This is a genomic window from Nannocystis exedens (assembly GCF_002343915.1).
GTDB classification, from domain to species: Bacteria; Myxococcota_A; Polyangia; order Nannocystales; family Nannocystaceae; genus Nannocystis; species Nannocystis exedens.
On the sequence record NZ_NETK01000001.1, the window covers coordinates 2,610,653 to 2,633,334 of the forward strand.

A 22,682-nucleotide genomic window follows, 5' to 3' on the forward strand; every position below is an offset into this window, starting at 1 on the left:
CGCCGTCGCCATGGGGACGCGTCACTACGGCTACACCGACGTCGGCCGGGTGCGCAGTCGCAACGAGGACGCCTTCCTCGCCGACGCCCAGCTCGGCCTCTTCATCGTCTGCGACGGCGTCGGCGGCCGGGCCCGCGGCGAGATCGCCAGCCAGGAGACCGTCGAGTTCATCGTCGACTTCGTCAAGGGCGACGCGACCGACATCGAGATCGCCCGCCACGGCGGCGAGCTCGATCAAGCGGCCCGCCAGCGCCTCGCCGCCCTGCTCCGCGGGGCGATCCAGAGCGCCTGCTACATGGTCCACACCATGGGCGAGATGGACCCTGACCGAAGGGGCATGTCGACGACGGCCTCGGTGGTGCTGGTCGCCGGTCACGTCGCCACGGTGGCGTGGGTCGGCGACTCGCGGGTCTACCTCTGGCACGCCGGCGAGCACGTGCAGCTGACCGACGACCACACGCTGGTGAACGTGCAGATCCGCCAGGGCACGATGACGCCCGAGGCGGCCAAGCTGTCGCACCTCAAGCACGTGATCACCCGCGCCGTCGGCCACCGCGAGTTCGTCGAGGTCGACGTCCGCCAGCTCGAGCTGACCCCCGGCGACAAGCTGCTGCTGTGCAGCGACGGCCTGCACGAGTACCTCGACGAGCCGGGCCTCCTGGCCCGCCTGTTCTCGGCCGACCTCGCCCCCGCCGCCCGCGACGCCGTGCGCCACGCCAACATCAACGGCGGCCGCGACAACATCACCGCGCTGTTCGTCGAGTACACCGGCTGAGCGGGCATGTCCGAAAGGGCATGCTCGATGCGCCATGCGCATCCAGACCTGTGCTCGAGGACATGCTCTCCGAGCCAGCCTGGCCGCGGCCGCCGGCCGAGCGCTCACGGGCGAGCGAAGCTCGGCGCGCGCGCGAGGAGCTCCGCCGGTGAGCCCGGGAGACCGGCAAGGCTTGCGACGTAGAGGTATACTCCGCGACGTCGCCGTAGCCGCCGTGATCGATCCGCTCACGCACGTTCGCGCGGAGGAAGCGCTCCGCGCGGTCTCGCAGCGGCCGCGGGTCGGCGGCCATCGACAGCGCCAACTCGGCGATCCTGCGCGCCTTGGCCGGCACGAACTTCTTGTCGGGGAGGACGCGCATCAGGATCTCGCTCGCCTCCGCCGCACGCTCTGCCGCACAGGCGAGCTGGACCAGCGGATAGACGCCGTGTTGCAGGCTCGGCTTCTTCTTCGCGTACTGGCGCGCGAAGTCGCGAGAGTAGATCCGGAAGGCCCGCTCGAACCACCGCGGCTGACGCTCGCCGGTAGCGATCCACTCCACCAGCGCCTTGGTCTTCAACCCGCACGCGACGGAGTAGGTGCGATGCAGGGCGTTGATCGGCTTGTCCTTGTCCTTCGCCGTGAAGTCGGCGTCCGGGGGCAGCAGCCCCTCGACGGCCTCGTCGGTCGCCAGCGCCTCGCCCAGGATCCGGCGAAGCAACGGGGCCAGCGACGTCCACGGCTCCTCGCCCGCGATGCCGCCGAAGTACGCGGCGACGAGCTCGTTGAACTTGCTGCCCCAGAATGGAGATTGAGCGGCCCCGCCGCCACCTCGGCGACCTGCGCGGCATTGTAGTAGCGGGGCAGTGACGTGCGGAGCAGCGCAGCGTCGAAGGTCATCTCGCGCACCGTACCATCGCGAGGACCAGGCACGGCGCGGCGCTCGAACGGTTCGCGTCGTCCGCAACCGGCCCCTCGTCGGACCGGGAGCGACCCGCCGCTCACTGCACCGTGCGCACGCAGCGGGCCGCCAGGGCCGTCTCGCCGCCGACCATCAGCTCGCGCCACGGCGCGTCCGGCTCGGGCGGCGTGGTGTCGGCGATCTGGATCGCCGCCCCGTCCTCGGCCCAGAACGGCCCCGGGCCGCGGAACACGGCCGCCAGCTGCTGGATCTCGAGCAGCTGCGGCAGGCGGAACCCCGTCAGCGCCTCGCTGCCGTACGGCACGCGCAGCGCCGCGCAGAAGCGGCGGGCCTCCTCCTGGTTGACCGCCTCGACCACCCCGCCGAACAGCTCGAGCGAGCCTTCCGAGCGGACGATCGGGATCGGCGCCACCGCGGCCGGCACCTGCAGCGGCTTGTCCTCGTCGCGCAGGTCGGCGGCGCAGCGGAACCCGAGGCGGTGGTCGGCGACGGCGATGTCCCAGCCCTCGAGCTCGACCCCCGGGAACTTCGGCGGCCGGGTCTCGCGGGCGGCGCGGCGCTGGCCGACGCTGCCGTACTTGTACACGTGGCGGACCGGCTCACCCGCGGGCGGCCTGCAGGCCGCGTCCTCGCCGCAGAACGCCGACTGCTCGAACACCCCGCGGGCGACCGCCAGCGGGCCGTCGGCGGCGCGGAACGCCTCGCTGACGAACGGGCGCAGCGCCGCGTCGGCGTCGTAGGTGTCGGCGACCCACTCGAGCGCGTCGCTGCCCATCCCGCGCACGCCGAAGTACGAGCTGTCCAGTCGGACATGTCCTGCGGGATAGAGCCCCTGCGGGATGTCGTCCTTGACCTGGTTGCCCCACGGGTACACGCGGGCGTCGGGCCCGCGGGCCGCGTACTCCCACTCGGCCTCGCTGGGCAGGCGGCCGCCGGCGTGGCGGCAGTAGGCCTCGGCCTGCTGGTGGCTGACGCAGGTCTGCGGCAGCGCGTCGGCGACCTCCGGCTGGAGGTCCTTGGCCGGATCGGCCTGGCCTTCGGGACAGACCGCGGGCGTGCACGCGCCGGCCGCCACGCAGCTCGCGTAGGCCCCGCGGGTGACCTCGTGGAGGTCGATCCAGAAGCTGCGCAGCGCCTCGTGCCGCGGCGGGTTGCCCGACCAGCGCACCGCCGGCAGCTCGCGCGACGGCGCCGAGTTGAAGTGGTCGGGCACGTTGCCCATGACGAACACGCCGCCGGGGATCTGGACCCGCTGCACGTGCTCGGTCTCCCACAGCCCGATCGGCACGCACTCGCCGTGGATGTCGCGCCCGCTGCCGCGCCCGCACTCGGGCATCTCCTTGGCCTGCTTGGCCTTCTCGGTCTCGGACAGCTCGGTCACCTTCTTCAGCTCCGACAGCGGCCGGGCCTCGCCGACGGCCACCGGCGCGGGCGGCGGAGCGTCGAGCGCGGCGAAGCGGCGGCTCGTGGCCTCACAGGCGGCCAGACACAGGGGGACGACGAGGAGCGCGCGGGACATCATGGGCTGCGGAACTCGAAGCGTTGCAGGTGGGACTGTGCCATGGGCGGGGTCGTCAGCGACAGCACGAACATCGTGATCGCGTTGAGCACCAGCGCGACCGCGCCGATCTGCAGGTCGAGCGGGTTACACCACGCGTACAGCCCCGGCGCCAGGATCTTGGCCAGGAACAGCGCGAACGCGACCCCGAGCCCGACGAACAAACCGGCCTCGGCGGCGACGCGGTTGGCCCGCCGCCAGTACAGGCCGAGCATCACCGGCGGCAGGAACTGCACCGGCACCGCGTAGGCCAGGAGCAGCAGGTCGACGATCGACACCTTGCTGGCGACGATCAGCATCACCAGCCCGAGCGCGAACAGCACGACCACGCCGATCCGCATCAGCCGCGCCTGCGCCTGCTCCGACAGCGGCAGCCCGAGCCCCGAGACCAGCACGTCGCGGACGAAGATCGACGACCCGCCGTGCAGCAGGGAGTCGCCGGTCGACATCGACGCCGCCAGCACCGCGGTGCAGAACGCGGCGAACACCCACGGCCCGCCGATCTCGGGCCGGCTGACGAGCCACAGCAGCACGCCCTCGTCGCGCGGCGCCCCGGGCAACAGCAGCGCCGCGTAGCCGAGGAACAGCAGCGGCACCAGGAACACGAGGAAGCTCGGGTAGGTCACCGCCGAGTACTGCACCGCCCGCGCGCTGCGGGCCGTGAAGCACTTCATGAACACCTGCGGCCACATCGCGAACCCGAGCGTCGACATCACGATCTCGGCCGTGTACTGGAACGACGACGTCCCCGGCGGCGGCCCGGGCAGCGTCAGGTACTCCGGGTGTTCGGCGATCACGCGGTCGAACATCGGCGCCACCCCGCCGAACAGCTGGCCCGGGATCGCCAGCCCGAGCCACCACACCACCCCCAGCATGGCCACGCCCTGCAGCACGTTGGTCCAGCCGACCCCGCGCATCCCGCCGAACATCACGTAGATCGCGACGACCGCGTAGACCACCGCCGCGCCGACCAGCGGCGACCAGCCGAGCGCGAGGTGCATGACGATGCCCGCGCCCTTGAACTGGATCGCCAGGTACGGCACGAACGCCAGCAGCGACGCCGCGCCCATCACCGCGGTGATCCGCCGGCTGTCGTAGCGGGCCCCGATCAGCTCCGCCTGCGTCACCAGCCCGAGGCGCGCGCCCATGCGGCGCACGCGGGCCCCGAAGTAGAACACCGGCACGAACGCCGCGGCCCCGTAGGCCAGCATGTAGAACGCGTCGGAGCCCTTGCTGATGACCCGCTGCGGCGTGCCGAGCAGCGCGTAGGCGCTGAAGATCATCGCCCCCATGACGAAGTACATCAGCACCGGGCCGAACGAGCGCTCGCCAGTGACGAAGTCGTCGGCGCCGCCCGAGCCGCGCCGGCCGGCCCACAGGCCGACCGCCAGCGAGGCCGCCAGGTAGGCGAACACCGCGTACGGCGCGACCGCGCCCATGTCAGCCACGGCGCTCGTCCTCGGCCTCGACGTCGTCGACGGCCCGGCTCAGGTAGAGCCCCACCAACACCGCCGTGTTGGCGAGGATCACCAGCACCACGTACGCCAGCGACCACGGCACGCCGAGCACGCGCGGCTCGATGTGGTCGCCCAGCAGCGGATAGAGCGGCCACACCAGCATCGCCGTCGAGGCGACGAAGTACAGCGGCGACAGGCGAACCCAGCGCATGGGCCTTCACTGATACGAGAAAATTCGCGCCGTTTACAGGCCCTTCCGGCCCTGCGCGGCCGGCGGTACACTCGCGGGCGCATGAGTCGCAGCACCCCGATCGCCGTCGGCGACGTCGCCCCCGACTTCAGCCTGCAGGATCAGGAGGGCCGCACCGTCGCCCTCGCCGATCTCCTGAAGGACCGCTGTGTCGTCCTCTACTTCTATCCCAAGGACGACACGCCCGGCTGCACCGTCGAGGCCTGCAGCTTCCGCGACAGCTACAGCGTGTTCGCCGACGCCGGCGCCGAGGTCGTGGGCATCAGCAGCGACGGCGTCGAGGCCCACAAGGCGTTCGCGGCCAAGCACAACCTGCCGTTTCGCCTGCTCAGCGATCGCGGCGGGGCGGTGCGTGCCAGCTACGGCGTGAAGAAGACGCTGGGCCTCATCGATGGGCGCGTCACCTTCATCATCGACCGTCGCGGCGTGGTGCGGCACGTGTTCTCGTCGCAGGTCCGGCCCAAGAAGCACGTGGCCGAGGCCCTCGAGATCGTGCGAAGTCTCGCATCCGCTTGAGCTCGGTGAGCATGCTCCACTCGAGTCGTTGTCTTTAGACCCCACCCCCTGGGGACCCCCGGGCGAACCGGGGAAGGTAGGCTTTACGGGGTGTAGGGGGGGCCTGGAACGATGTCCGGCCATCCCTCAACAAACCTTCAGTGTGATGCATGCCCGCAGGGCGCCGGTGGCACCGTCCCCCAAGACGGACCATGGTTGACCGAACGTCGAGCGCGGCGCCCGCAGCCCAGCGCGGCTCGACGCAGGAGACACAGCCATGAGCCTCTTTGCCAACATCGAACACCTGGCGGCCGCCCCGGGCGTCGTCGCCGTCACGATCGACTCACCCAACCACCCACGGGCTTTCCGGGGCGTCGACAGCTGGTCGCCCGTCCTCGATGCCTCGCTGCAGCTGTTCGGCCAGACCGGGGAGGACACCATCCGCCTCGTCATCGGCCAGCACACGGTGATCATCCAGAAGGAGCACGGCGACACGGTCGCCGTCGTGTTGCCCACCGGGCACGCGATCGCCAAGTCGCTCCGGCGGATGATCCGCCGCCTCGCCAAGAAGGAGCGCGGCCCGGTCACGACCGCGCGAGCGCCGCAGGCGCCGACCGAGCAGCCCTCGGGAGGCGCTTCCGAGCCCTCGCCGCTCGATCGACCGGAGGCGGCCTGACAGAGGCCCTCTGGGCCCTCTGGACCCCACTGCGCGGGCCTTTCGGCGCGCGCCTCCGCTCGGAGTGCGTGATGGGCGCACCTGGAACGAGTCGCCCTCCGAGCGGCGATCACGTCTGACGTGTCTCTTTCGACAGGTCGCGTGACCTGTCCTCAAGCACCACCGGACGCTCCCTGGCCGTCTGGTTCCCGAGCCCACCGGGCCAACTTCACCCTCCCGACGCGGCGCAGCCCACGAGTTCGTGGCCTGCGCCGCGCTGCTATCATCCGCGCGTGCGACTCCGCGTGCTCGCCCTCGCCGTGCTCGTGTGCGCCTGCGGTGCGCACGACGAGGCTCCGCCGATCGAGGTCAAGCCCGACCCGAGCCTGACGCTCCCGCCGCGGGCGCCCGACCGCGACCCGACCACGCGCCCGCCCGGCACCGACCCGGCCGACGCGATGACGCTGCACTTTATCGACATCGGCCAGGGCGACGCGACGTTGCTCGAGTTCCCGTGCGGCGCGGCGCTGATCGACACCGGCGGCGAGAAGAACGAGCTGTACGACGGCGAGGCCGCGCTCTACGCCTACCTCGACGCCTTCTTCGCCCGCCGCGCCGATCTGAACCGCACCCTCGACCTGCTGCTCGTCACTCACCCGCACATCGACCACAACCGCGGCGCCCTCGGCGTGCTCGAGCGCTACACCGTCAAGAACGTGGTCGACAACGGCGCCGACGCCCCGCACAGCCACAACGACGGCACCGAGGACCCCGGCGCGACCCAGCAGATGGCCGTGCACGCCTGGCTGCGCAGCCACCCGGACAAGAACATCCAGTACCTCGCCGTCGGCGCCGGCGACGTGCCCGCCGACGGCCTGCACAACGCCGTGATCGACCCGATCGGCGGCTGCGCCCGCGCCTCGACCGACCCCAAGCTGACCGCCCTGTGGGGCACCGTCACGCACGACGTCAGCACCTACGGCGACAACCCCAACAACCACAGCGTCGTCGTCCGGGTCGACTACGGCGAGGCCTCGGCGCTGTTCACCGGCGACCTCGAGCTCATCGGCCTGTCACGGCTGGCCGACCGCTACGAGAAGCGGCCCGAGCTGCTCGACGTCGACATCTACCAGGTCGGCCACCACGGCAGTAAGAACGCCACCATTCACTACCAGATGGCCCTGATGAGCCCGCGCGTGGCCGTGATCTCGATGGGCCCGTACGAGCGGAATATTCCGTGGACCGCTCGCAAGTACGGCCACCCGCACATCGTCGCGCTCGAGCACCTCGTGCACCCGGAGTACGGCGTCCGCGGCCGCCGCGCCCCCCTGCAGGCGATGGTCGGCTTCCGCGGCGCCTATCAAGACAAGGTCACCGAGATCTTCCAGCGCCGCACGATCGACCGCGCGATCTACGGGACGGGCTGGGACGGAACCGTGGTGATCGCGGCCCACGCCAACGGCTGGCTCGACGTCAAAACCCTCGGTCGCTGACCGCGCCGGGGTCACGACCGGGCGTCCGGATCGCCGCCCGCACGCCGGCCTATGCCCCACGCCACACGCCGAGGGGCGCCCCGGACCCCTGCCGGTGCGCCTTGCCGCCCGCTGGCCCGCTCGCGCATAGTCCCTCGCATGCCCGGCCACGAGCACGTCCACGGCCCCGACTGCGACCACGACCACGACCACGATCACCACCACGGCCACGTCCACGGGCCCGACTGCGACCACGGCCCCGCGCCCTACGTCCGCACCGCCCCCAAGATCGGCCGTAACGACCCCTGCCCGTGCGGCAGCGGCAAGAAGTACAAGAAGTGCTGCGACGCCTGAGCGGCTGCGCCTCCGGACATGCCCCTGCCGCATGTCCTGAAGGACATTATTCTTAAAAAGATCCGTCGCCGGCCGCTCGCGTCGGGCCAGGGTTTTGCCTCGCCGCGCCCGCCAGGACATGCGCTTCCTGACATGTCCGATCGGCCAGCCGGCCGTCGCCCCGCCGGCGTCGTTCGCCCGCCTCGCCCGCGGGCCGGTCGACGAGCCCGCGCCGCGCTCGCTCCGCGCCGCGTCCGCGCCGACGTGTCCCTCAAAACATGTTCGATCGACCCGCCACGCGCCGCGCTCGCTTCGCTCGCCGGGCTCCCCGCGCGCCAGGACCTGCGCCGCGCTCGCGTCGCGCCGGGGTCTTGCGCCGCCTTCCTCGACATGTCCCCTAAAACATGTCTCGTGCGCCAGCTATGTCCGCGCCGCGCTCGCTCCGCGAGCCGCCGTCTCGCCCCCCGCTCGCGCCGCGCTCGCCTCGACATGTCCTCCGTGACATGTACATACCGACATCCCCCTGCGCGCCGCGCTCGCTCCGCGAGACCCTTCCTGTCCCGCCTCGCGCCGCGCTCGCCTCGACATGTCCCTGGAGACATGTCCATAACGACAGCGGCTTCGCGCCGCGCTCGCTCCGCGCCGGGGCTCTGCCCGGCCGTTCCACGTCGCGCTCGCCTCGACATGTCCTTCAGGACCTTTTCCACCCGCCGGCCCTCCCGCGCCGCGCTCGCCCCGCGATCCGGAGGCGGACCCGGCCTCGCCGCGCGCTCGCCCGGACATGTCCCCCAGAACATGTCCTAGAATCCACGATCATCCGCCGCTCCCTCGCGCCAGGGTTTTGCCCGGCCCGCCCGGCGACGCGCATCCACGTGTCCGCGCGGGCATGTCCCCGAGGACACCCGCCGCGCGTGCGCTGCGCTCGCTCCCCCGGAGCTCGCTCGACCGCCCGCGACCGCCTTGCGAGGCCTCGCGTGCCGTCCCGTCCGCGAGCTGCCGCTCCGCCGGCGCGCCCGCCCACGGCGCCCGGTCTCCCACCGCCCCGCTCCACGCCCGGGCCCGTTCCGCCGCCCTGCTCGCCGCGACGCCGACATGCCCCGTGAGACATGTCGCTGCGGACCGCCTCAATCGAGCGCGTCGTCGTCGCCCGGCGGGGTGAACAGCATCGGCGCCTCGTCGCCGTCGATCACCGCGCGGCCGCGGCCGCCGCGCTTAGCGTCGATCAGCGCCGCCTCGGCCTCGGAGAACAGCACCGACATCTCGTGGTTGTCGCGCGGCCACAGCGAGCCGCCGGCGCTGAGCGACACGCCCATGCCGAGGGCCAGCGAGCCGACGCGGCGGGCGATCGCCAGCACCTGCTCGTGGTTGGTGTCGGTCACCAGCACCGCGAACGCGTCGCCGGTGAGGCGGGCGACGATGTCGTGCGAGCGCAGCGTCGAGCGCAGCAGGACCCCGACCGACTGCAGCAGCTCGTCGCCGGCTTTGTGCCCGCGGGCGAGGTTGACCCGCTGCAGGTAGTCGACGTCGAACAGCAGCAGCGCGCACTGCGAGCCGAGCCGCTGGGCCCGTGACTGCTCGTCGGCCATGCGCGACTCGAACTCGCGGCGGTTGAACAGCCCGGTCAGCTCGTCGTGGCGGGCCAGCGTCTCCACGCTCTCGTGCAGCCGCAGGTTCTCCGACGCCAGCGCGGCGGTGTCGAGCAGGAAGCCGATGAACTCGCGCGCCTGCGGGTCGATCGGCGCGGCCCCGTACGGGTCGTCGGCGACCACGATCCCCAGCACCTTGTCGCGCAGGCGGATCGCCGCGACCAGGAACTCGCGCGGCGGCTCGAGGGCCGCCAGCGCCGGGTTCACCGGCCGCTCGCGGGAGAAGAGCAGCGGCCCCCTCGCCGCCAGCGCCTGCCCGATCTCGTCGCGCGGGTCGGCCGTCACGTCGACCGCGATCGTGCGCACGAAATTCTCGTAGCGCGGCTCCGTCGCCTCCACCTCGGCGATCCGCGGCTCGAGCCCCGGCCACTCCGTCGCCCTCGCGCGCGCCGCCTCGGCCGCGTCGGCCGGCCCGATCGCCGACTCGCCGACCAGCGCCCGCCCGTCCTCGTCGTACACGAACAGCGCCGCCCGGCTGAACCCCAGGGCCAGCCCCGAGGTCATCCCGATCAGCAGGATCGTCCGCAGTCGGTCGATGCTGCCCGTCTCGAGCATCGCCCGCGTCAGCCGCCGCAGCGCCTCCTGCCGCGGCGATTCGCGCGCGAAGCGCTCGAGCGCCCCCGCGGCCTCGTCGGCGTCGAGCAGGCGCTGCGCGATCCGCCGCCCGAGCGCGGGGATCCCGTCGGCGAGCTCGCCTGCTCCGAGGACCAGGTCCTTCATGCCATGGATGAAGCGCACCCTCGGCCCGCTCGAGGTCGTGCGAGCCCCTACCAGCCGCAGCGACGAACCGTGGCCGGCGAGCCGCAGCAGCTGCAGCGCCAGCGGCGGCGCGTCCTCGACCGGCGCCTCGATCTCGACCGCGAGCGGCACGGCCAGCCGCTCGAAGAGCGTCCGGAGATCGTGCGGCACGTCGACCGCACGCACGGCCGTCGCCAGAGCCTCGGGGATCCCGCTGAACGCTGGGTCGGACATTGGCCCCGCGATGCTGGCAAAAGCCCCGCAGGCCAGCAACGGGCGCGGACGCGCATCCGCGCGCTTCGGCGGCCCGGACGGCGAGCGGCGCGGATTTGTCCGCCCACGCCGCGGGCCGATCACCCCGCGTGGCGTGCGCGCGCGAACGCCCGCAGGGCCTCGGGCGCCGCTCCCGTGAGCACCGCGTCCGCCACCAGCTCGCCGATCGCCGGCGCGAACTTGAAGCCGTGCCCGGAGAACCCGCCGGCGACCCACGCCCGCCTGTCCCCGGGGACATGGTCGATCACGAAGTCGGTCGACGGCGTGCAGGTGTAGAGGCAGACCGTCGCGTGGACGAACTCGCCCCGCCCCGCCGGCAAATACTCGGCGAGGAACGCGGCGAGCGGCGCGAGATCGGCCGGGTGGATCGCGCGGTCGACTCGCTCGGGGTCGACCCCCGCCTCGGCCGCCCCGACCTCCGGCGGCGGCACGTGACACGCCAGCTTGAAGCCGGTCACGCCCTCGTGCCCGTACGGGAACCCGTACACGAAGCCCGCCGGCCCGAACGACGCCCACACCGGCATCGCCGCCAGCCGGTCGATCTCGGCCGGGTCGGGCCGCGTCCACGCGAGCACCCGCCGCAGCACCTTCAGCTTGCCCGGCATGAACCCCGGCAAGAGCCCCGGCAGGTACGCCCCCGCCGTCACCACCACCTGGTCGGCCGGCAGCAGCGCGCCGTCGTCGAGCAGCACCCGCGGCCGCTCGCCGAGCGCGACCTCGCGGACCCTCGCGCCCGTCCGCCAAGCTGCCCCGAGGGACATGGCCTCTCGTTTTAAAGCTTCGAGACATGGCCCAACGCGCAGGTAACCGCCCGACGGCGTGAAGCATGCCGTCCAACCTGCGGGCACCGCGATCGGGAAGCGCCGGCGGGCCGCGGCCGCGTCCATCAATTCGTGCTCGACCCCGGCCGAGACGCAGGCCGCGATCGCGCCCTGGTAGTCGGGGTCGTCCTCCGGCCCGAACTCGACCATCCCGGTGCGCACCAGCAGCGTCTCGCCGGCCTTCTCGCCGAGCGCCCGCCACAGCGCGTCGGCGCGGCGGACCAGCGGCACGTAGCCGGCGCCCTCGTGGTACGACTCGCGGATGATGCGGGTGTAGCCGGAGTGGCTGCCGTACTCGTGGACGTGCGAGAAGCGCTCGAGCACCGTCACCTCGGCCCCGCGGGCGGCCAGCGCCCACGCGGTCGCCGAGCCCATCGTGCCGCCGCCGACGACGATCACCTTCGGCCCGCGCATCGCATCACTCCTTGGCGACGAAGCCGTACACGTCGGGCCCGCGCAGCGGCGGCAGGGCGGTCTTGCGGATCATCAGCGTGCGCACCGCCCACAGCTCGCGGAACACCCGGTACCGCAGCGCCGTCTGCTCGAGGTAGTCGACGCCCGCCGAGCCGCCCGTGCCGGTGCGGCGGCCGATCACCCGCTCGACCATCCGCGCGTGCCGCTGGCGGAAGATCACGAACGCCTGCTCGAGCTCGACCAGCCCGTCGAGCACCTCGCGCGGCCAGGCCAGCAGCGGCAGCTCGCGGTAGCTCTCGATGAACAGCAGCGCCGCCCGCACCCGGGCGACCCGCGGGCGATCCTCCTCCGGCACCTCCTCGGCCAGCAGGAACTCGCGCGCCTTGATCCGCTCCTGCTTGTAGCGCTCCTCGATCCGCCGCCGGTCGGCCTCGCCGGGCGCCGAGTCGCGGACCAGGATCATCGCCTCCTCGGCCTCGATCGCCTGCGCCTTGAGGTAGTTCTCGACGAACCGGCGCACGTTCTCGGTGTCGCCCTCCTGCTCGGGCGTCGAGCCCTGGATCGGCGTGCGGTGCAGCCACTCGTTGATCGCCTCGAGCAGCGTCGGCACGTCCTTGAGCCGCGCCTCGACCCGCTGCGACGCCGGCGACGGCCGCCCGTCGGGGTAGCGGAGCGCCCGCAGATAGCTGTTGTCGTGGCCGAGCGGGATCCGGTCGTCCACCTTCAGGCCCATCAGGATCTCGATCTCCCGCAGCTGCGCCGACTGAAACCCGCTCGCCGGGCTCAGCTTGTCGCGGAAGCCGAGGTAGTCGCGGGTCGTCATCGTCTCCATCAGGCGGAAGTGATGCGCCACCTGGTCGAACAGCAAGGCGGTGCGGCGGATGCCGCGGACCGCGTCGGACAGCGACTGCTCGCGCACCTTCTCCTGCGCGAACAGGTTGCGGACCCGCACCAGCTCGCGGATCGCCAGCTTGAACCACAGCTCGTCGATCTGGTGGATGGTGATGAACATCACCTCGTCGTTCTCGAGCTCCGACTCGTCGGGTTCGACGCCCGTCTGCAGCGAGAGCAGCTCCTCGAGCTTGATGTAATCCCAGTAGAGCGTCGCCTTGCCGGCCATAGGCCGCGAAAGCTACGCCGTGTCGCGCTCACCCGGCAACGTCCGGCCGCGTGAGGCGCCGCCCGCGTGCTGCACCGGCGCCTCGAACCACCGCGCCGGAGGTCCGTCCGGATCTCCGGGCACCGGCAGCTCGGCCTCTTGCAGCTCCACCGTGCTCAGCACCGTCACGTGCGGCGTTCCGCGGGCCAGCAGCAGCGCGAACACCGGCCGCGCCCGCGGCGAACAGACCACGATCGGCGGCGGCCCAACCTCGATCCTCCCGCCGACAACGTCGTTCTGCAGCGCGCGCCGGCGCCACGCCTGCCGCGAACGGGCGTCGAGCCCCAGCCGCAGCCCCCGCTCGCCGTGCACCGCCCGGGACAGCAGCGCCGCCTCCGCGTCACCCACCGGCCGCGTCCACGTCACGGGGCCGACGCGGGCGTGCGCGGCTACCACTTCATGGACCCAGTGCGGCGCCAGCCGCTCGCGCAGCGCCGCCAGCCAGCGGCCCCGCTCGCTCGCTTGCCGCAGCAGCGGCTCGGACGCGACCGCGTCGAGCAGCGCCGCGAACTGCGGCAGCGGCACCCGCTCGCGCAGCAGCCCGCGCGTCAGCTCGAGCAGCTCGGCCGGCCCGACCGCCGCCAGCGCCTCCCGCGTGACCGCCGGCTCGCGCGCGCGGTGGGCCTCGAGCGCCGCCGCGATCGTATCCAGGTCGACCAGCGCCTCCGCCCCGCGCATCACCGCCCGAAACACCGCCGTCACGACCCTGTCCTCCCAGCCATGTCCGTGAGGACCTGCGCGGTCGACCATGTCCTTGAAAACATCCACGACCGCTTCGCCCCCTCCTCCGCTCCGCTCCAGGCCTGCCCGCTCGACCGGGTGGAGCTTCCGCGCCCTCTCTGCCCGCGTGTCCGCGCTCCTCCCTTCCTGGTCGGTCGGGTCCTGGCGGACCTCTCGCGTCCCGCCGCCCGGCCGCCCTTCTCCTGTCTCGTCGGCCAGGTCGATCGCGGCGCGCGCGGCCGGCTCCTCCGCACGCTCGCCCAGGTCTTCCGGCGCGCTCAGCGCCCGCTCGCCGAGCCGCACCGCGAAGCTCGGCCCCGCCGTCGCCACGATCGGCGGCACCTCGACGCCCAGCGCCTCGCTGCAGCGGCGGCGCAGCTCGGCCAGCGGCCGGCGCAGCGCCTGCATGTCCTTTTCATCATGTCCCGGGAGACAGACCACAATTCGCCGCCCCGGTCGACTCCGCCGCCGCCGCGTCCACCACGCCAGCGCCCCCAGCCCGGCCGCGGTGGCGCCGAACGCCGCCGTCGGCATCCCCGGCGCCAGCGCCAGCCCGGCCAGGAGCCCCGCCGGGGCCGCCAGCAGCTCCGGGGTCCACCACGTCGCGCGGCGGGTCGTCGGCTCCTCGCGGTCGACCCGCGCCACCAGCAGCGCCCCCGCGAGCCCGACCAACAGGGCCGGCACCTGGGCCAGCAGGCCGTCGCCGATCGCCAGCCGCCCGTACAGCTCGAGCGACGGCATCAGCCCGAGCCCGTCGCGCAGCCCGACGGCCACCCCCCCGACCACGTTGATGCTCGTGAGCACCACCCCGAGGATCGCGTCGCCGCGGATGAACTTCGCCGCCCCGTCCATCGCCCCGTAGAAGTTGGAGCGCTCGCGCAGGCGGGCCCGCAGCCGCGACGCCTCGGCCGCCGAGATCGTTCCCGCCCGCAGGTCGGCCTCGATCGCCGCCTGGTGCCCTGGCAAGCCGTCCAGCGCGAAGCGGGCCGCGACCTCGGCGATCCGCTCGCCGCCGCGGGCCACCACCACGAACTGCACCACCGTCACGATCGCGAACACCACCGCCCCGACCAGCAGGTCGCCCTGGATCACCAGCGTCGAGAACGCCGCGATCACCTCGCCCGCGTCGGCGTCGCGCAGGATCAGCCGCGTCGTCGTCACGTTGAGCGCCATCCGCGTCAGCGTCATCAGCAGGATGAGCCGCGGGAACCCCAGCAGCTCCGCGCTGCGCCGCACCGTCACGCTCGCCACCAGCGCCGTCACCGAGCCCGCGAGGCTCAGCGTCAGCAGCAGGTCGACCAGCCACCGCGGCAGCGGCAACAGCGCGCAGACCACCGCCGCCAGCACCCACAGCACCAGCCCGTAGCCCGGCAGAACCGCCCAGAAATCCTGTCCGGAGCCCGCGGCTCGGCCGATGCGCATGGCCGCCCAGGCTAGCCGCGCGCGAACGCGCGCCAAGATCGGCAAGTGTTCAGTGCGATTTCGCCCCTCGCCCGCCGCGGATCACTGCCGCAGGCACTTCACCGCCGCGGACCGCGGCGGCGCGCTCACTCGCTCTCGATGCAATAGAGCCGGAAGCGGTTGTCGCAGCTGCGCGGCGAGCACTGGGTCCAGTTGCCGTCGACCGCGCCGAAGGCCCCCATCAACCCCTGCCCTCGATCGGCCTGCCAATTGTTGCAGTTGGCCGCGTCGGCCGTGCCGTCGACGTGGGTGCCGGTCCACACGCCGTCGCTGCTCCCGCCGCACGACCGCATCAACCAGGGGATCTGCGCGCCCGTCTCGGTCACGTTGATCATGGCCATCAGCCCGCCGGTCGTGAACGCCGTCGAGTTGTTCGCCACCGGCACGCCGGTGACCAGCACGAACTCGCCGCTGAACGGGCTGATGCGGTCGATCGCGGCTACGCGGCCGTCCGACAGCCACGCCTTGAAATTGCGATCCTTGACCGTCGGGACCGCCGAGGCCTTCGCCAGCGCGTTGCAGCGCGCGTCGGCCTCTGCGAGCTTGCCCACCTCGAGCCCGCTGTACGTCGCGCTGGTGAGGAACACGAAGCGCTTCTGCTTGTCGGGCAGCTCGAGCTCGCAGCCGGCGCTGCAGCCGTCGCCGTCGACCTCGTTGCCGTCGTCGCACTCCTCCACCGGGAAATCGGCGGTCCCGTCGCCGCAGACGGTCCCCGTCGTCTCGTCGGTCGTCGTCGTGTCGGGCGTCGTCGTCGTCAGCGGCTCGGTCGACGTCACCGGCTCGGTCGTCGTCGTCGCCATCGACGTCACCGTCCCCGTCGGCCCCGTCGTCGGCGCCGCGCCGGTGCTCGTGCTCGTGCCGGCCTCCGTCGTCTCCGGCCCGGCCGTCGCCTCGGTCGTCGCCGCGCTCGTCTCGCTGCTCGTCGCGCCGCCGTCGACCCCGGCCGGCGAGAAGCAACCGGAGGCTGCGAGGACGACGATCAGGACCTGCGACCGCGCGAACGACACCGGCCGCACTCTACTCGACGCCCGTCGCCCCGCGCCAGTCGCGGACCCGCGCCCTCACGCGGGCGCGCGCCAGACCCCGCGCAACGCCAGCGTCGCCGGCGGCTGGATCGCCTCGTGGTGCAGCTTGCCGAACAGCTGGAACAAGTTGAACACCACCAGCGTCGCGAACGCCCCCAGCTTGCTCACCGTCCCGAACACCGGCGGCCACAGACACAGCGCGGTGCAAACACCCGCGACCCCCACGAGCCCCGCCACCAGCGCCGCCGTCAGCCCCACCGCCTTGCGCCGCCACCCTCGCGGGTCCGCGTCGGCGATCAGCGTGCCGTCTGGCCCTTGGGACAGCCACACCCGATCGCCTGTCCCGATGGACACCTCGACCGCGCGCGTCCACCCGGCCGCGCGGGTCGCCGCCGGCCGCGCGGCCGCGAACGCCTCCGCGCCCGGGCAGGCCGCCGCCGCCCGCTGCCGCGCCCGCCCGACCCACACCGTCCCGCCGGCCAGCCCGACCCGCTCGGACCCGACCGCCACCACCCCGCCGAGCACCTCGCCCTCGTACGCGCGGTCGTGGAACCAGATCGCCGCGTCGCCCTTCGAGCGGCCGACCTGGCGCACCCGGTGGATCGCCACCTGCCCCTCGGGACCTGTCCCTTCGACCACCACGCCGACCCGCGCCCGCGCGCCCCAGCGCCGCACCAGCCGCGCGCACTCGCCCCAGCCGGCCGCCGCGATCAGCAGCGTGTTGAGCCAGAAGATCGCCAGCGCCGCGTACGCCAGCGCCGCCGAGAAGCCGGTCACGCGGCCGCCCCTTCCGGCCCCGACTGCTCGCGCGCCGCCTGCTGCTCGGCCGCCGCGCGCCGACTGGCCCGCGCCAGCTGCTCCGCCTCACCGCCGTCGCGCACCCGCATCACCGGCCGGCGCCGCGGCAGCAGGAACGTGCGCAGCAGGTACAGCACCATGCTCGGCTCGTCGAGGCGCGGCTCGATGCGCGGCGCGACCTCGCGGCGGTGGGCCTCGGCCAGCTCGCTCCAGTGCAGGCCGGCGCGGTTGTGGTGGATCGTGTGGTAGCCGTTGTTGCACATGATCCAGTTGAACCACTTGCCGACGAAGTTGCGCGAGTGGTTGTACTCGCTCGACGGGTCGGTCGCGTCGTGCTGGATCAGGTTGATGCGGAGGATGCAGCGCGCGCCGTACAGCTGCGGCAGGACGATGAACAGCAGCGCGCCCCAGAAGTCGTGGAGCAGCGCCGCCCCGGTCAGCCCGAACGCGACGACCAGCTCCGTCGTGTACTGGCGCGTAAACCCCTGCTGCTTCGTCACCTGGGCCCAGCGGCCGACCCCCGCGAACGTGTTGGGCCCGGCGATGTTGGGGAAGTGGATCAGGTTGAGCAGGTGCCAGCGGAACGCCACGTGCGACGGGTCGGCCCAGTCGGGCTGGCCGTCGTCGGCGAAGTGGTGGTGCACCAGGTTGTGCGCCGGGACGTTGGCCGAGGCCGGGTAGAGCGCGCCGAAGCTCAGCACGCTGCGCCAGATCAGGTTGAGCCGGTGCGAGTGGAAGATCCCGCGGTGCATGTGATTGTGGATCACGACCGCGTTGAGGAAGCTCAGCAGGCACGCCAGCACGAACGGCAGCGGGTGGCGCCACGCCGGCACGAAGTACATCAGCCCGAGGAGGCCCAGGTACGCGCCGACGATCCCGACCTGCCGCCACTCGGTCGGATGGCGCACGAGCCAGGTCTCGCGCTCGCGCTCGCGCTCGTGCGCAGCCGGCTTCGCACCGGCGGCTTCGCCCTGAGAGGCCATCGCCGCGGCACCATACTGCGCGCGCGGGACGGCCTCAATCTTCGCGCGCGTGGGGACAATCTCGACGGGCCCCGGCGCGCGTGATATCCCTGCCCCCGCGCCCGTCCGCGCCCGTCTGCACCGTGACCGCTCACACCGGCATCGCCACCAACCTGTCCACGTGGCTCACCGCGCAGCCCTCGGTCCAGTACCGCAGGAACCCGTGGTTCTACTTCCTGTACGACGGGGCGTACCTGCTGGCCTTCCTCGCCCTCGACGCCTGGATCCTCGCCACCGGGCAGGGGCCGCTGGTCGAGTGGCAGGGGTGGTACCTCGCCCTGCTGCCGCTCGTCATCTACGTCCACATCCTGCTCAACGTCTTCATCCACAACTGCTGCCACGGCAACTTCCCGCGGCCGATCAACCGCCTGATCGGCGAGATCGCCGGCGTCCTCGTGATCACCCGCTACGCCTCGTGGGAGATCATCCACCAGCGTCATCACCGCTACTCCGACGACCCCGAGCGCGACCCGCACCACGTGATGCCGAGCTTCTGGCGCTTCCTCGCCCGGACGATGCTCGTCAACGTCGAGAAGCAGCTGCAGAACCAGGCCTACGACCAGTTCGGCGACACCCCCGAGATGCGCCGGCGCGAGCAGCTGCGCAGCGTCCTCAGCTTCTCGGTCATGATCCCGCTCAACCTCGCGTTCTGGCTGCTGCTCGGCCCCGAGGCCTTCCTCATGCTGTGGCTGCCCGCCCAGGCCGTCGGCTGGGTCCACGTCGCCCACTTCAACTGGGCCACCCACAACGCCCAGTCGCCGACCGGCGACTACAAGCCGGTCAACCTCGACCACGGCCTCTACTGGCTCGGCAACCGCATCTGGTTCGGCCTCTACATGCACGCCAACCACCACAAGCGGGCCAACATCTTCAACCCGGCCAAGATGGAGCAGGTCCTGGCCCGCCGCGCCGCCGCCCGCGCGCAGTGAGCCGCCGCCGCCGCGGGCATGCTCTTCGGGGCATGCCCGTTCGCGCATGTTCGGATGAGCATGTCCCTTCGAACATGCCCTTCAGGCCACCACCGTCACCCCGTGCCCGGCCTCGTCGGTCAGCACCTCGAAGGCCGCGCGATCGCTGCGCAGCTCGACCAGCGGCCGCCCCGGCCGGCGCACGCGCAGCTCGCAGCGGGCGATCTTGCTGTTGAGGCAGGTCTTGACCCCGCCGGGCGGGTTCGCGTACGCCAGCCCGACGAAGGCCTGCCGCGGGGCCCAGATCCGGGCCTCGACCGCGACCTCCCGCGTCTGCGACGAGAGCCGCCACTCGAACTCGGCGCCGCCGACCGCCACCTCGCCGCGGGCCCGCGCCGCCTGCCACAGCGAGTTGAGCGCGATCTGCTCGCCCTCGTGGCGCAGCACCAGCAGCGTCATCGGCGGCGTCCACAGCGGCCCGAGCCTGACCCGCGCCGTCGCGCACTCGAGGAAGCTGTCCGGCGCGCCGTCGAAGCCGGCCACCTGGCCCCACGCATAGCGGTCGGTGTGGCGCGCGCCCCAGTTGTGCGACTGGCTGCCGACCCACCCGTCGATCGCGTGCGCCTCGCCGTCGACCGTGACCGTGCCGGTGAACACCGCGTTCGGCGACCCGACCAGCGACTTTGCCTTGGGGAACCCGCCGCCGTAAAGGTTGGCCGGCAGCAGCAGCAGCGGCGGCTCGGGGCTCTCGTACGTCAGCTCCCACGCGAACGCGTGCGCCGCCCCGGCCGCCGCCCCGCGCAGCCCGCGGGCGTCGAGCGTGGCCTCGCCGACGCGCACGTCCAGGCGATCGCGGGCGAACGCGCAGCGCTCCCACGGCACGGTCTGCTTGGCCGCGGCGATGACCCCGCGCTCGCCGTCGAACCAGATCGCCCACAGCTCGCCGACCGCCCGCTCCGGCTGTCCTTTGGGACAGAACACGGTGTAGCGGATCCACCACGCCAGCGGCCGCGTCGGGTGGTTGGCCCGCTGGAAGTAGCTCTCGTAGTGCCCCGCCGGCGAAGCAGGATCGAAGCGGCAGGCGTTCCAGCGGTCGCGGTCGACAGGCACGGCGCGAGGGTGCCGCGAGCGCTCGCCGCTGTCCACGGCATACCGCGAGCGTCGACCTCGAAGTCGTCGCGACGCCCCGCCGCTCTGCCTCACGCCTCGCAGCGAGCTCGCGACGAGCCCGCGTCGCACCACCGTCGCCGAGGCTCGTCGGCGAGCCGGCGATCTTGCCGCGTGCGGCCGGCGCCTGCCGCGTCGCTGGTCAAATGCCGCGATTTTTGGCACCACTGCACCCAGTGGCCCTGGCGCCTCAGCTCGCGGTCGTCGCCTGGCTCGCCCTCGCCGCGGCCCCGCTCGAGCTGCACACCGACGCCGTCGACCGTCGCCTCACCGAGGCCGGCCTGCGCGCCCGCGTCGGCGACGACCTCGACACCTGGACGATCCGCGTCCGCGGCGGCCCGCACGAGCGTGAACTCGCCGTCCGCCTCCGCGGCCCCGACGGCGCCACGCGCACGCGCCGGCTGGTCCTCGCCGGCGACACCCGCGAAGACCGCAGCCGCGAACTCGCCGCCAGCCTCACCCTCCTCATGGATGAGGCCCCGCCCCCCCTGCGCGGGGACAGGCCTGCGACACCTCCACCCGCCCCCCTGCGCCCGTCTCCGCCTCCTTTACAAGGTTGGCTCGGCCTCGGACCGCGCATCGAGGTCGGGTCCGGCTCGGTCGAGGGCGGCGCCGACGTGATGGGCGGCGCCTGGCTGCTGCGCGATCACCTGCAACCGATCGCCAGCCTCGGCTTCGGGGGCACCGCGCCCGAGGACGTGTCGGTGTTCCACCTCCGCTTCGGCGGCGGACTGGCCGCTGGCGCCTCGCTGCTCAAACGGCAGATCTGGCTCGGAGGACATGTCCTCGCGCACGCCCTGCGGTCGCGTGTCCGCGATCTCCGTCACAACGACGTCGACTGGACGTCGTCGACGGAGATCGGCGCGACCTTGCAATACCGCGGTCGGCGCGTGTTCCTCGGCGCCCGCACGGGGGTCGATCTCGTCTCGCCGTCGCGGTCGGTGGCGGGCCACGGGGCGCGGTTCCGGCGCGGCCCGGCGCAGTGGATGCTCGGCCTCGTCATCGGCGTCATCTTCGGCTGAGCGGACTTGGATTCGCGGCGACCGACACGGTCTATAGCTGCGTGCTCACCTCCGCTACACTCTGGCCGGCCATGACGCCGCGTGCCGCAGTCAGGGACGTGGAGAGCGCTGCCGTCCTGGCAGCCGCCCAGGACGGCGACCGGGCCGCCCAGGCCGCGATCTTCGAGGCCTACAAGGATCGGGTCGCTCGCCAGGTGTTCCGCATGACCGGCGACGCGTCGTCGGTCGACGACCTGGTCCAGGAGGTCTTCATCTCCGCCTTCTCGGCGATCGGCCGCTTCCGCGGCGACGCCCAGCTCGGCACTTGGCTCTACACCATCGCCGCCAACCGCGTGCGCAACTGGTGGGACTCGCAGCGTCGCCGCCGTCGCCGCGAGGACATCGCCTCGGCCCGCGCCGGCGACGACCCCGTGGCCACCCCCGAGGCCGACTTCGAGGCGACGCAGCAGCGCGAGCGCCTCTATCGCGCCCTGGGTGAGTTGCCTGACAAGCTGCGCGAATCCTTCGTCGCCCGCGCGATCGAGGGCATGAATTTGCACGAGGCGTCGGCCGCTCTCGGCGTCCCGATCAGCACTGTCTCTTACCGCACCCGCCGCGCCGAGCAGCTGCTCTGCGCGGCCCTGGGGATCCCCTGGAGGGACGAATGACCCCCGAGATTCGCCCTCCCGACCACGGCGAGCCCGCCGTCCGTTCGCCCGAGCTGCTGCGCCTGGTCCAGGCCGCCCGGTCCGCGCCCGCACCTGTCCTCAAGGTCAGCTCCGACGCGATCTTCGCCGGCTTCCAGGCCCGCCGCCGCGACCGTCGCCGCCTGTGGGCCGGCGCCGGTTTGGCGGTCGCCGCCGCCGTGGCGCTGGTCTGGGCCCGCCCTTCGTTCATGTCCTCCAAGACAGGTGCCTTGGAACCTGTCGCAACGAACAGCAGCGAGGCCGCGCACGTCGCCGCCCCGGCGCTGGCCGCCGCCGTGCGCGTGGTCGCCGAGGAGGGCCCGCCCGCCGGCGTGCGCGGCGAGTGGCAGGTCGAGCTCGGTGACGGCCGCTACGACGTCACCGTCGCCGCGCACGCGGGCCCCGAGCTGCTGCGCGTCGAGACGGCCGGCGGCACCGTCGAGATCGCCCAGGGCCGGGTCGTCATCGTCGTCGCCGGCACCCGCACCGAGACCGAGCTGCGCACCGGCGTGGCCACGTGGATCGCCCCGGACGGGGCCCGCACCCCGCTGGCCGTCGCCCCCGCCGAGGACGACGCACCTGACCCGAAGGCCAGCCCGTCCGACCTCGCCCGCCAGGCCGACGCCTTGCTGGCCGCCGGCCGCCGCGACGCCGCCATCCGCGTCCTCGACTTCCTCGTCACCGCCCACCCCGACAGCCCGCCGGCCCGCGCCGCCCTGCTCGACCTCGCCCGCCTCCTCAAGGCCGCCTCCCGCACCGACGAGGCCCGCTGCGCCTACGCCCTCTACCTCGAGCGCTACCCCGGCAAGGAGCAGCTCGCCGACGAGGTCGAAGGCGCCCTCGGCCGCCTCGGCCCCGGCCCCGCCTGCACCGGCCTCCGCCCGCGCTGACGCCCGGCAGCGCGGCCTGTCCACGAAGCCATGTCCCGGTGGACATCTTCGTGGCGA

Annotated in this window: 21 protein-coding genes; 9 read left to right on the forward strand and 12 right to left on the reverse strand. The window is 72.9% G+C overall.

Annotated features, from left to right (window positions below):
• The first annotated feature begins 10 nt into the window (after positions 1 to 10).
• A complete protein-coding gene (locus NAEX_RS10185) occupies positions 11 to 775 on the forward strand; it encodes a PP2C family protein-serine/threonine phosphatase (protein ID WP_096327317.1) in 765 nt (254 codons plus the stop codon).
• On the opposite strand, the gene NAEX_RS10190 is transcribed toward NAEX_RS10185, so the two are convergent.
• From NAEX_RS10190 to NAEX_RS10205, 4 genes are read right to left on the reverse strand one after another with little or no spacing between them, the layout of a single operon-like run.
• The gene (locus NAEX_RS10190; protein ID WP_143825551.1) at positions 744 to 1,721 is read right to left on the reverse strand and encodes a hypothetical protein; all 978 of its coding nucleotides are present in this window, start codon (positions 1,719 to 1,721) and stop codon (positions 744 to 746) included. The genes NAEX_RS10185 and NAEX_RS10190 overlap by 32 nt on opposite strands.
• Before the next feature lie 34 nt (positions 1,722 to 1,755).
• Positions 1,756 to 3,198, reverse strand: coding sequence for a formylglycine-generating enzyme family protein (locus NAEX_RS52025; protein ID WP_211302387.1), 1,443 nt, complete (start codon positions 3,196 to 3,198; stop codon positions 1,756 to 1,758).
• The gene (locus NAEX_RS10200) at positions 3,195 to 4,673 is read right to left on the reverse strand and encodes a sodium:solute symporter family protein (protein ID WP_096327319.1); all 1,479 of its coding nucleotides are present in this window, start codon (positions 4,671 to 4,673) and stop codon (positions 3,195 to 3,197) included. Before NAEX_RS10200 ends, NAEX_RS52025 begins: the two co-directional genes overlap by 4 nt.
• Before the next feature lies 1 nt (position 4,674).
• Entirely contained in the window at positions 4,675 to 4,902 is a 228-nt protein-coding gene (locus tag NAEX_RS10205; RefSeq protein WP_096327320.1) for a hypothetical protein, read from the reverse strand.
• 81 nt (positions 4,903 to 4,983) lie between these two features.
• On the opposite strand from NAEX_RS10205, the gene NAEX_RS10210 reads away from it, so the two are divergent.
• From NAEX_RS10210 to NAEX_RS10225, 4 genes are all read left to right on the forward strand, one after another.
• Positions 4,984 to 5,457: a peroxiredoxin gene (locus tag NAEX_RS10210; RefSeq protein ID WP_096327321.1), complete on the forward strand. Its 474-nt coding sequence runs from the start codon at positions 4,984 to 4,986 to the stop codon at positions 5,455 to 5,457.
• Between the two features lie 256 nt (positions 5,458 to 5,713).
• On the forward strand, positions 5,714 to 6,112 hold the full coding sequence (locus tag NAEX_RS10215) for a hypothetical protein (protein ID WP_096327322.1): 399 nt from the start codon (positions 5,714 to 5,716) through the stop codon (positions 6,110 to 6,112).
• Between the two features lie 272 nt (positions 6,113 to 6,384).
• Positions 6,385 to 7,584, forward strand: a complete 1,200-nt coding sequence (locus NAEX_RS10220) for a ComEC/Rec2 family competence protein (RefSeq protein ID WP_100793234.1) — start codon at positions 6,385 to 6,387, stop codon at positions 7,582 to 7,584.
• A 138-nt stretch (positions 7,585 to 7,722) separates the two neighbouring features.
• A complete protein-coding gene (locus tag NAEX_RS10225) occupies positions 7,723 to 7,917 on the forward strand; it encodes an SEC-C metal-binding domain-containing protein (RefSeq protein WP_096327324.1) in 195 nt (64 codons plus the stop codon).
• 1,103 nt (positions 7,918 to 9,020) lie between these two features.
• Here the strand turns inward: NAEX_RS10225 and NAEX_RS10230 are convergent.
• From NAEX_RS10230 to NAEX_RS10260, 7 genes are all read right to left on the reverse strand, one after another.
• Positions 9,021 to 10,514: a GGDEF domain-containing protein gene (locus NAEX_RS10230; RefSeq protein ID WP_096327325.1), complete on the reverse strand. Its 1,494-nt coding sequence runs from the start codon at positions 10,512 to 10,514 to the stop codon at positions 9,021 to 9,023.
• Between the two features lie 119 nt (positions 10,515 to 10,633).
• Positions 10,634 to 11,788 carry an N-methyl-L-tryptophan oxidase gene (solA, locus tag NAEX_RS10235; RefSeq protein WP_096327326.1) on the reverse strand — a complete coding sequence of 385 codons (1,155 nt, stop codon included), beginning with the start codon at positions 11,786 to 11,788 and terminating at the stop codon, positions 10,634 to 10,636.
• Positions 11,789 to 11,792: 4 nt separating this feature from the next.
• Complete coding sequence (locus NAEX_RS10240; protein ID WP_096327327.1) at positions 11,793 to 12,908, reverse strand: tryptophan 2,3-dioxygenase family protein; 1,116 nt, start codon at positions 12,906 to 12,908, stop codon at positions 11,793 to 11,795.
• Between the two features lie 12 nt (positions 12,909 to 12,920).
• Positions 12,921 to 15,089, reverse strand: coding sequence for an FHIPEP family type III secretion protein (locus NAEX_RS10245; protein ID WP_096327328.1), 2,169 nt, complete (start codon positions 15,087 to 15,089; stop codon positions 12,921 to 12,923).
• Positions 15,090 to 15,214: 125 nt separating this feature from the next.
• Positions 15,215 to 16,135, reverse strand: coding sequence for a DUF4215 domain-containing protein (locus NAEX_RS10250; protein WP_245913661.1), 921 nt, complete (start codon positions 16,133 to 16,135; stop codon positions 15,215 to 15,217).
• A 54-nt stretch (positions 16,136 to 16,189) separates the two neighbouring features.
• On the reverse strand, positions 16,190 to 16,930 hold the full coding sequence (locus NAEX_RS10255) for a hypothetical protein (protein ID WP_096327329.1): 741 nt from the start codon (positions 16,928 to 16,930) through the stop codon (positions 16,190 to 16,192).
• Entirely contained in the window at positions 16,927 to 17,934 is a 1,008-nt protein-coding gene (locus NAEX_RS10260) for a fatty acid desaturase family protein (protein ID WP_245913662.1), read from the reverse strand. The genes NAEX_RS10255 and NAEX_RS10260 overlap by 4 nt, the downstream gene beginning before the upstream one ends.
• A 122-nt stretch (positions 17,935 to 18,056) precedes the next feature.
• Between NAEX_RS10260 and NAEX_RS10265 the strand changes: the two genes are divergently transcribed.
• The gene (locus NAEX_RS10265; RefSeq protein WP_245913664.1) at positions 18,057 to 18,902 is read left to right on the forward strand and encodes a fatty acid desaturase family protein; all 846 of its coding nucleotides are present in this window, start codon (positions 18,057 to 18,059) and stop codon (positions 18,900 to 18,902) included.
• An 81-nt stretch (positions 18,903 to 18,983) separates the two neighbouring features.
• On the opposite strand, the gene NAEX_RS10270 is transcribed toward NAEX_RS10265, so the two are convergent.
• Positions 18,984 to 19,991 carry a hypothetical protein gene (locus NAEX_RS10270; protein WP_096333573.1) on the reverse strand — a complete coding sequence of 336 codons (1,008 nt, stop codon included), beginning with the start codon at positions 19,989 to 19,991 and terminating at the stop codon, positions 18,984 to 18,986.
• A gap of 233 nt (positions 19,992 to 20,224) precedes the next feature.
• Between NAEX_RS10270 and NAEX_RS49965 the strand changes: the two genes are divergently transcribed.
• The 3 genes from NAEX_RS49965 to NAEX_RS10285 all read left to right on the forward strand — a co-directional run bounded on the left by NAEX_RS49965 (position 20,225) and on the right by NAEX_RS10285 (position 22,625).
• Positions 20,225 to 21,070, forward strand: coding sequence for a hypothetical protein (locus NAEX_RS49965; protein WP_096327330.1), 846 nt, complete (start codon positions 20,225 to 20,227; stop codon positions 21,068 to 21,070).
• A gap of 71 nt (positions 21,071 to 21,141) precedes the next feature.
• Positions 21,142 to 21,717, forward strand: a complete 576-nt coding sequence (locus tag NAEX_RS10280) for an RNA polymerase sigma factor (protein WP_096327331.1) — start codon at positions 21,142 to 21,144, stop codon at positions 21,715 to 21,717.
• The gene (locus NAEX_RS10285; protein WP_096327332.1) at positions 21,714 to 22,625 is read left to right on the forward strand and encodes a tetratricopeptide repeat protein; all 912 of its coding nucleotides are present in this window, start codon (positions 21,714 to 21,716) and stop codon (positions 22,623 to 22,625) included. The genes NAEX_RS10280 and NAEX_RS10285 overlap by 4 nt, the downstream gene beginning before the upstream one ends.
• The last annotated feature ends 57 nt before the right edge of the window (positions 22,626 to 22,682 follow it).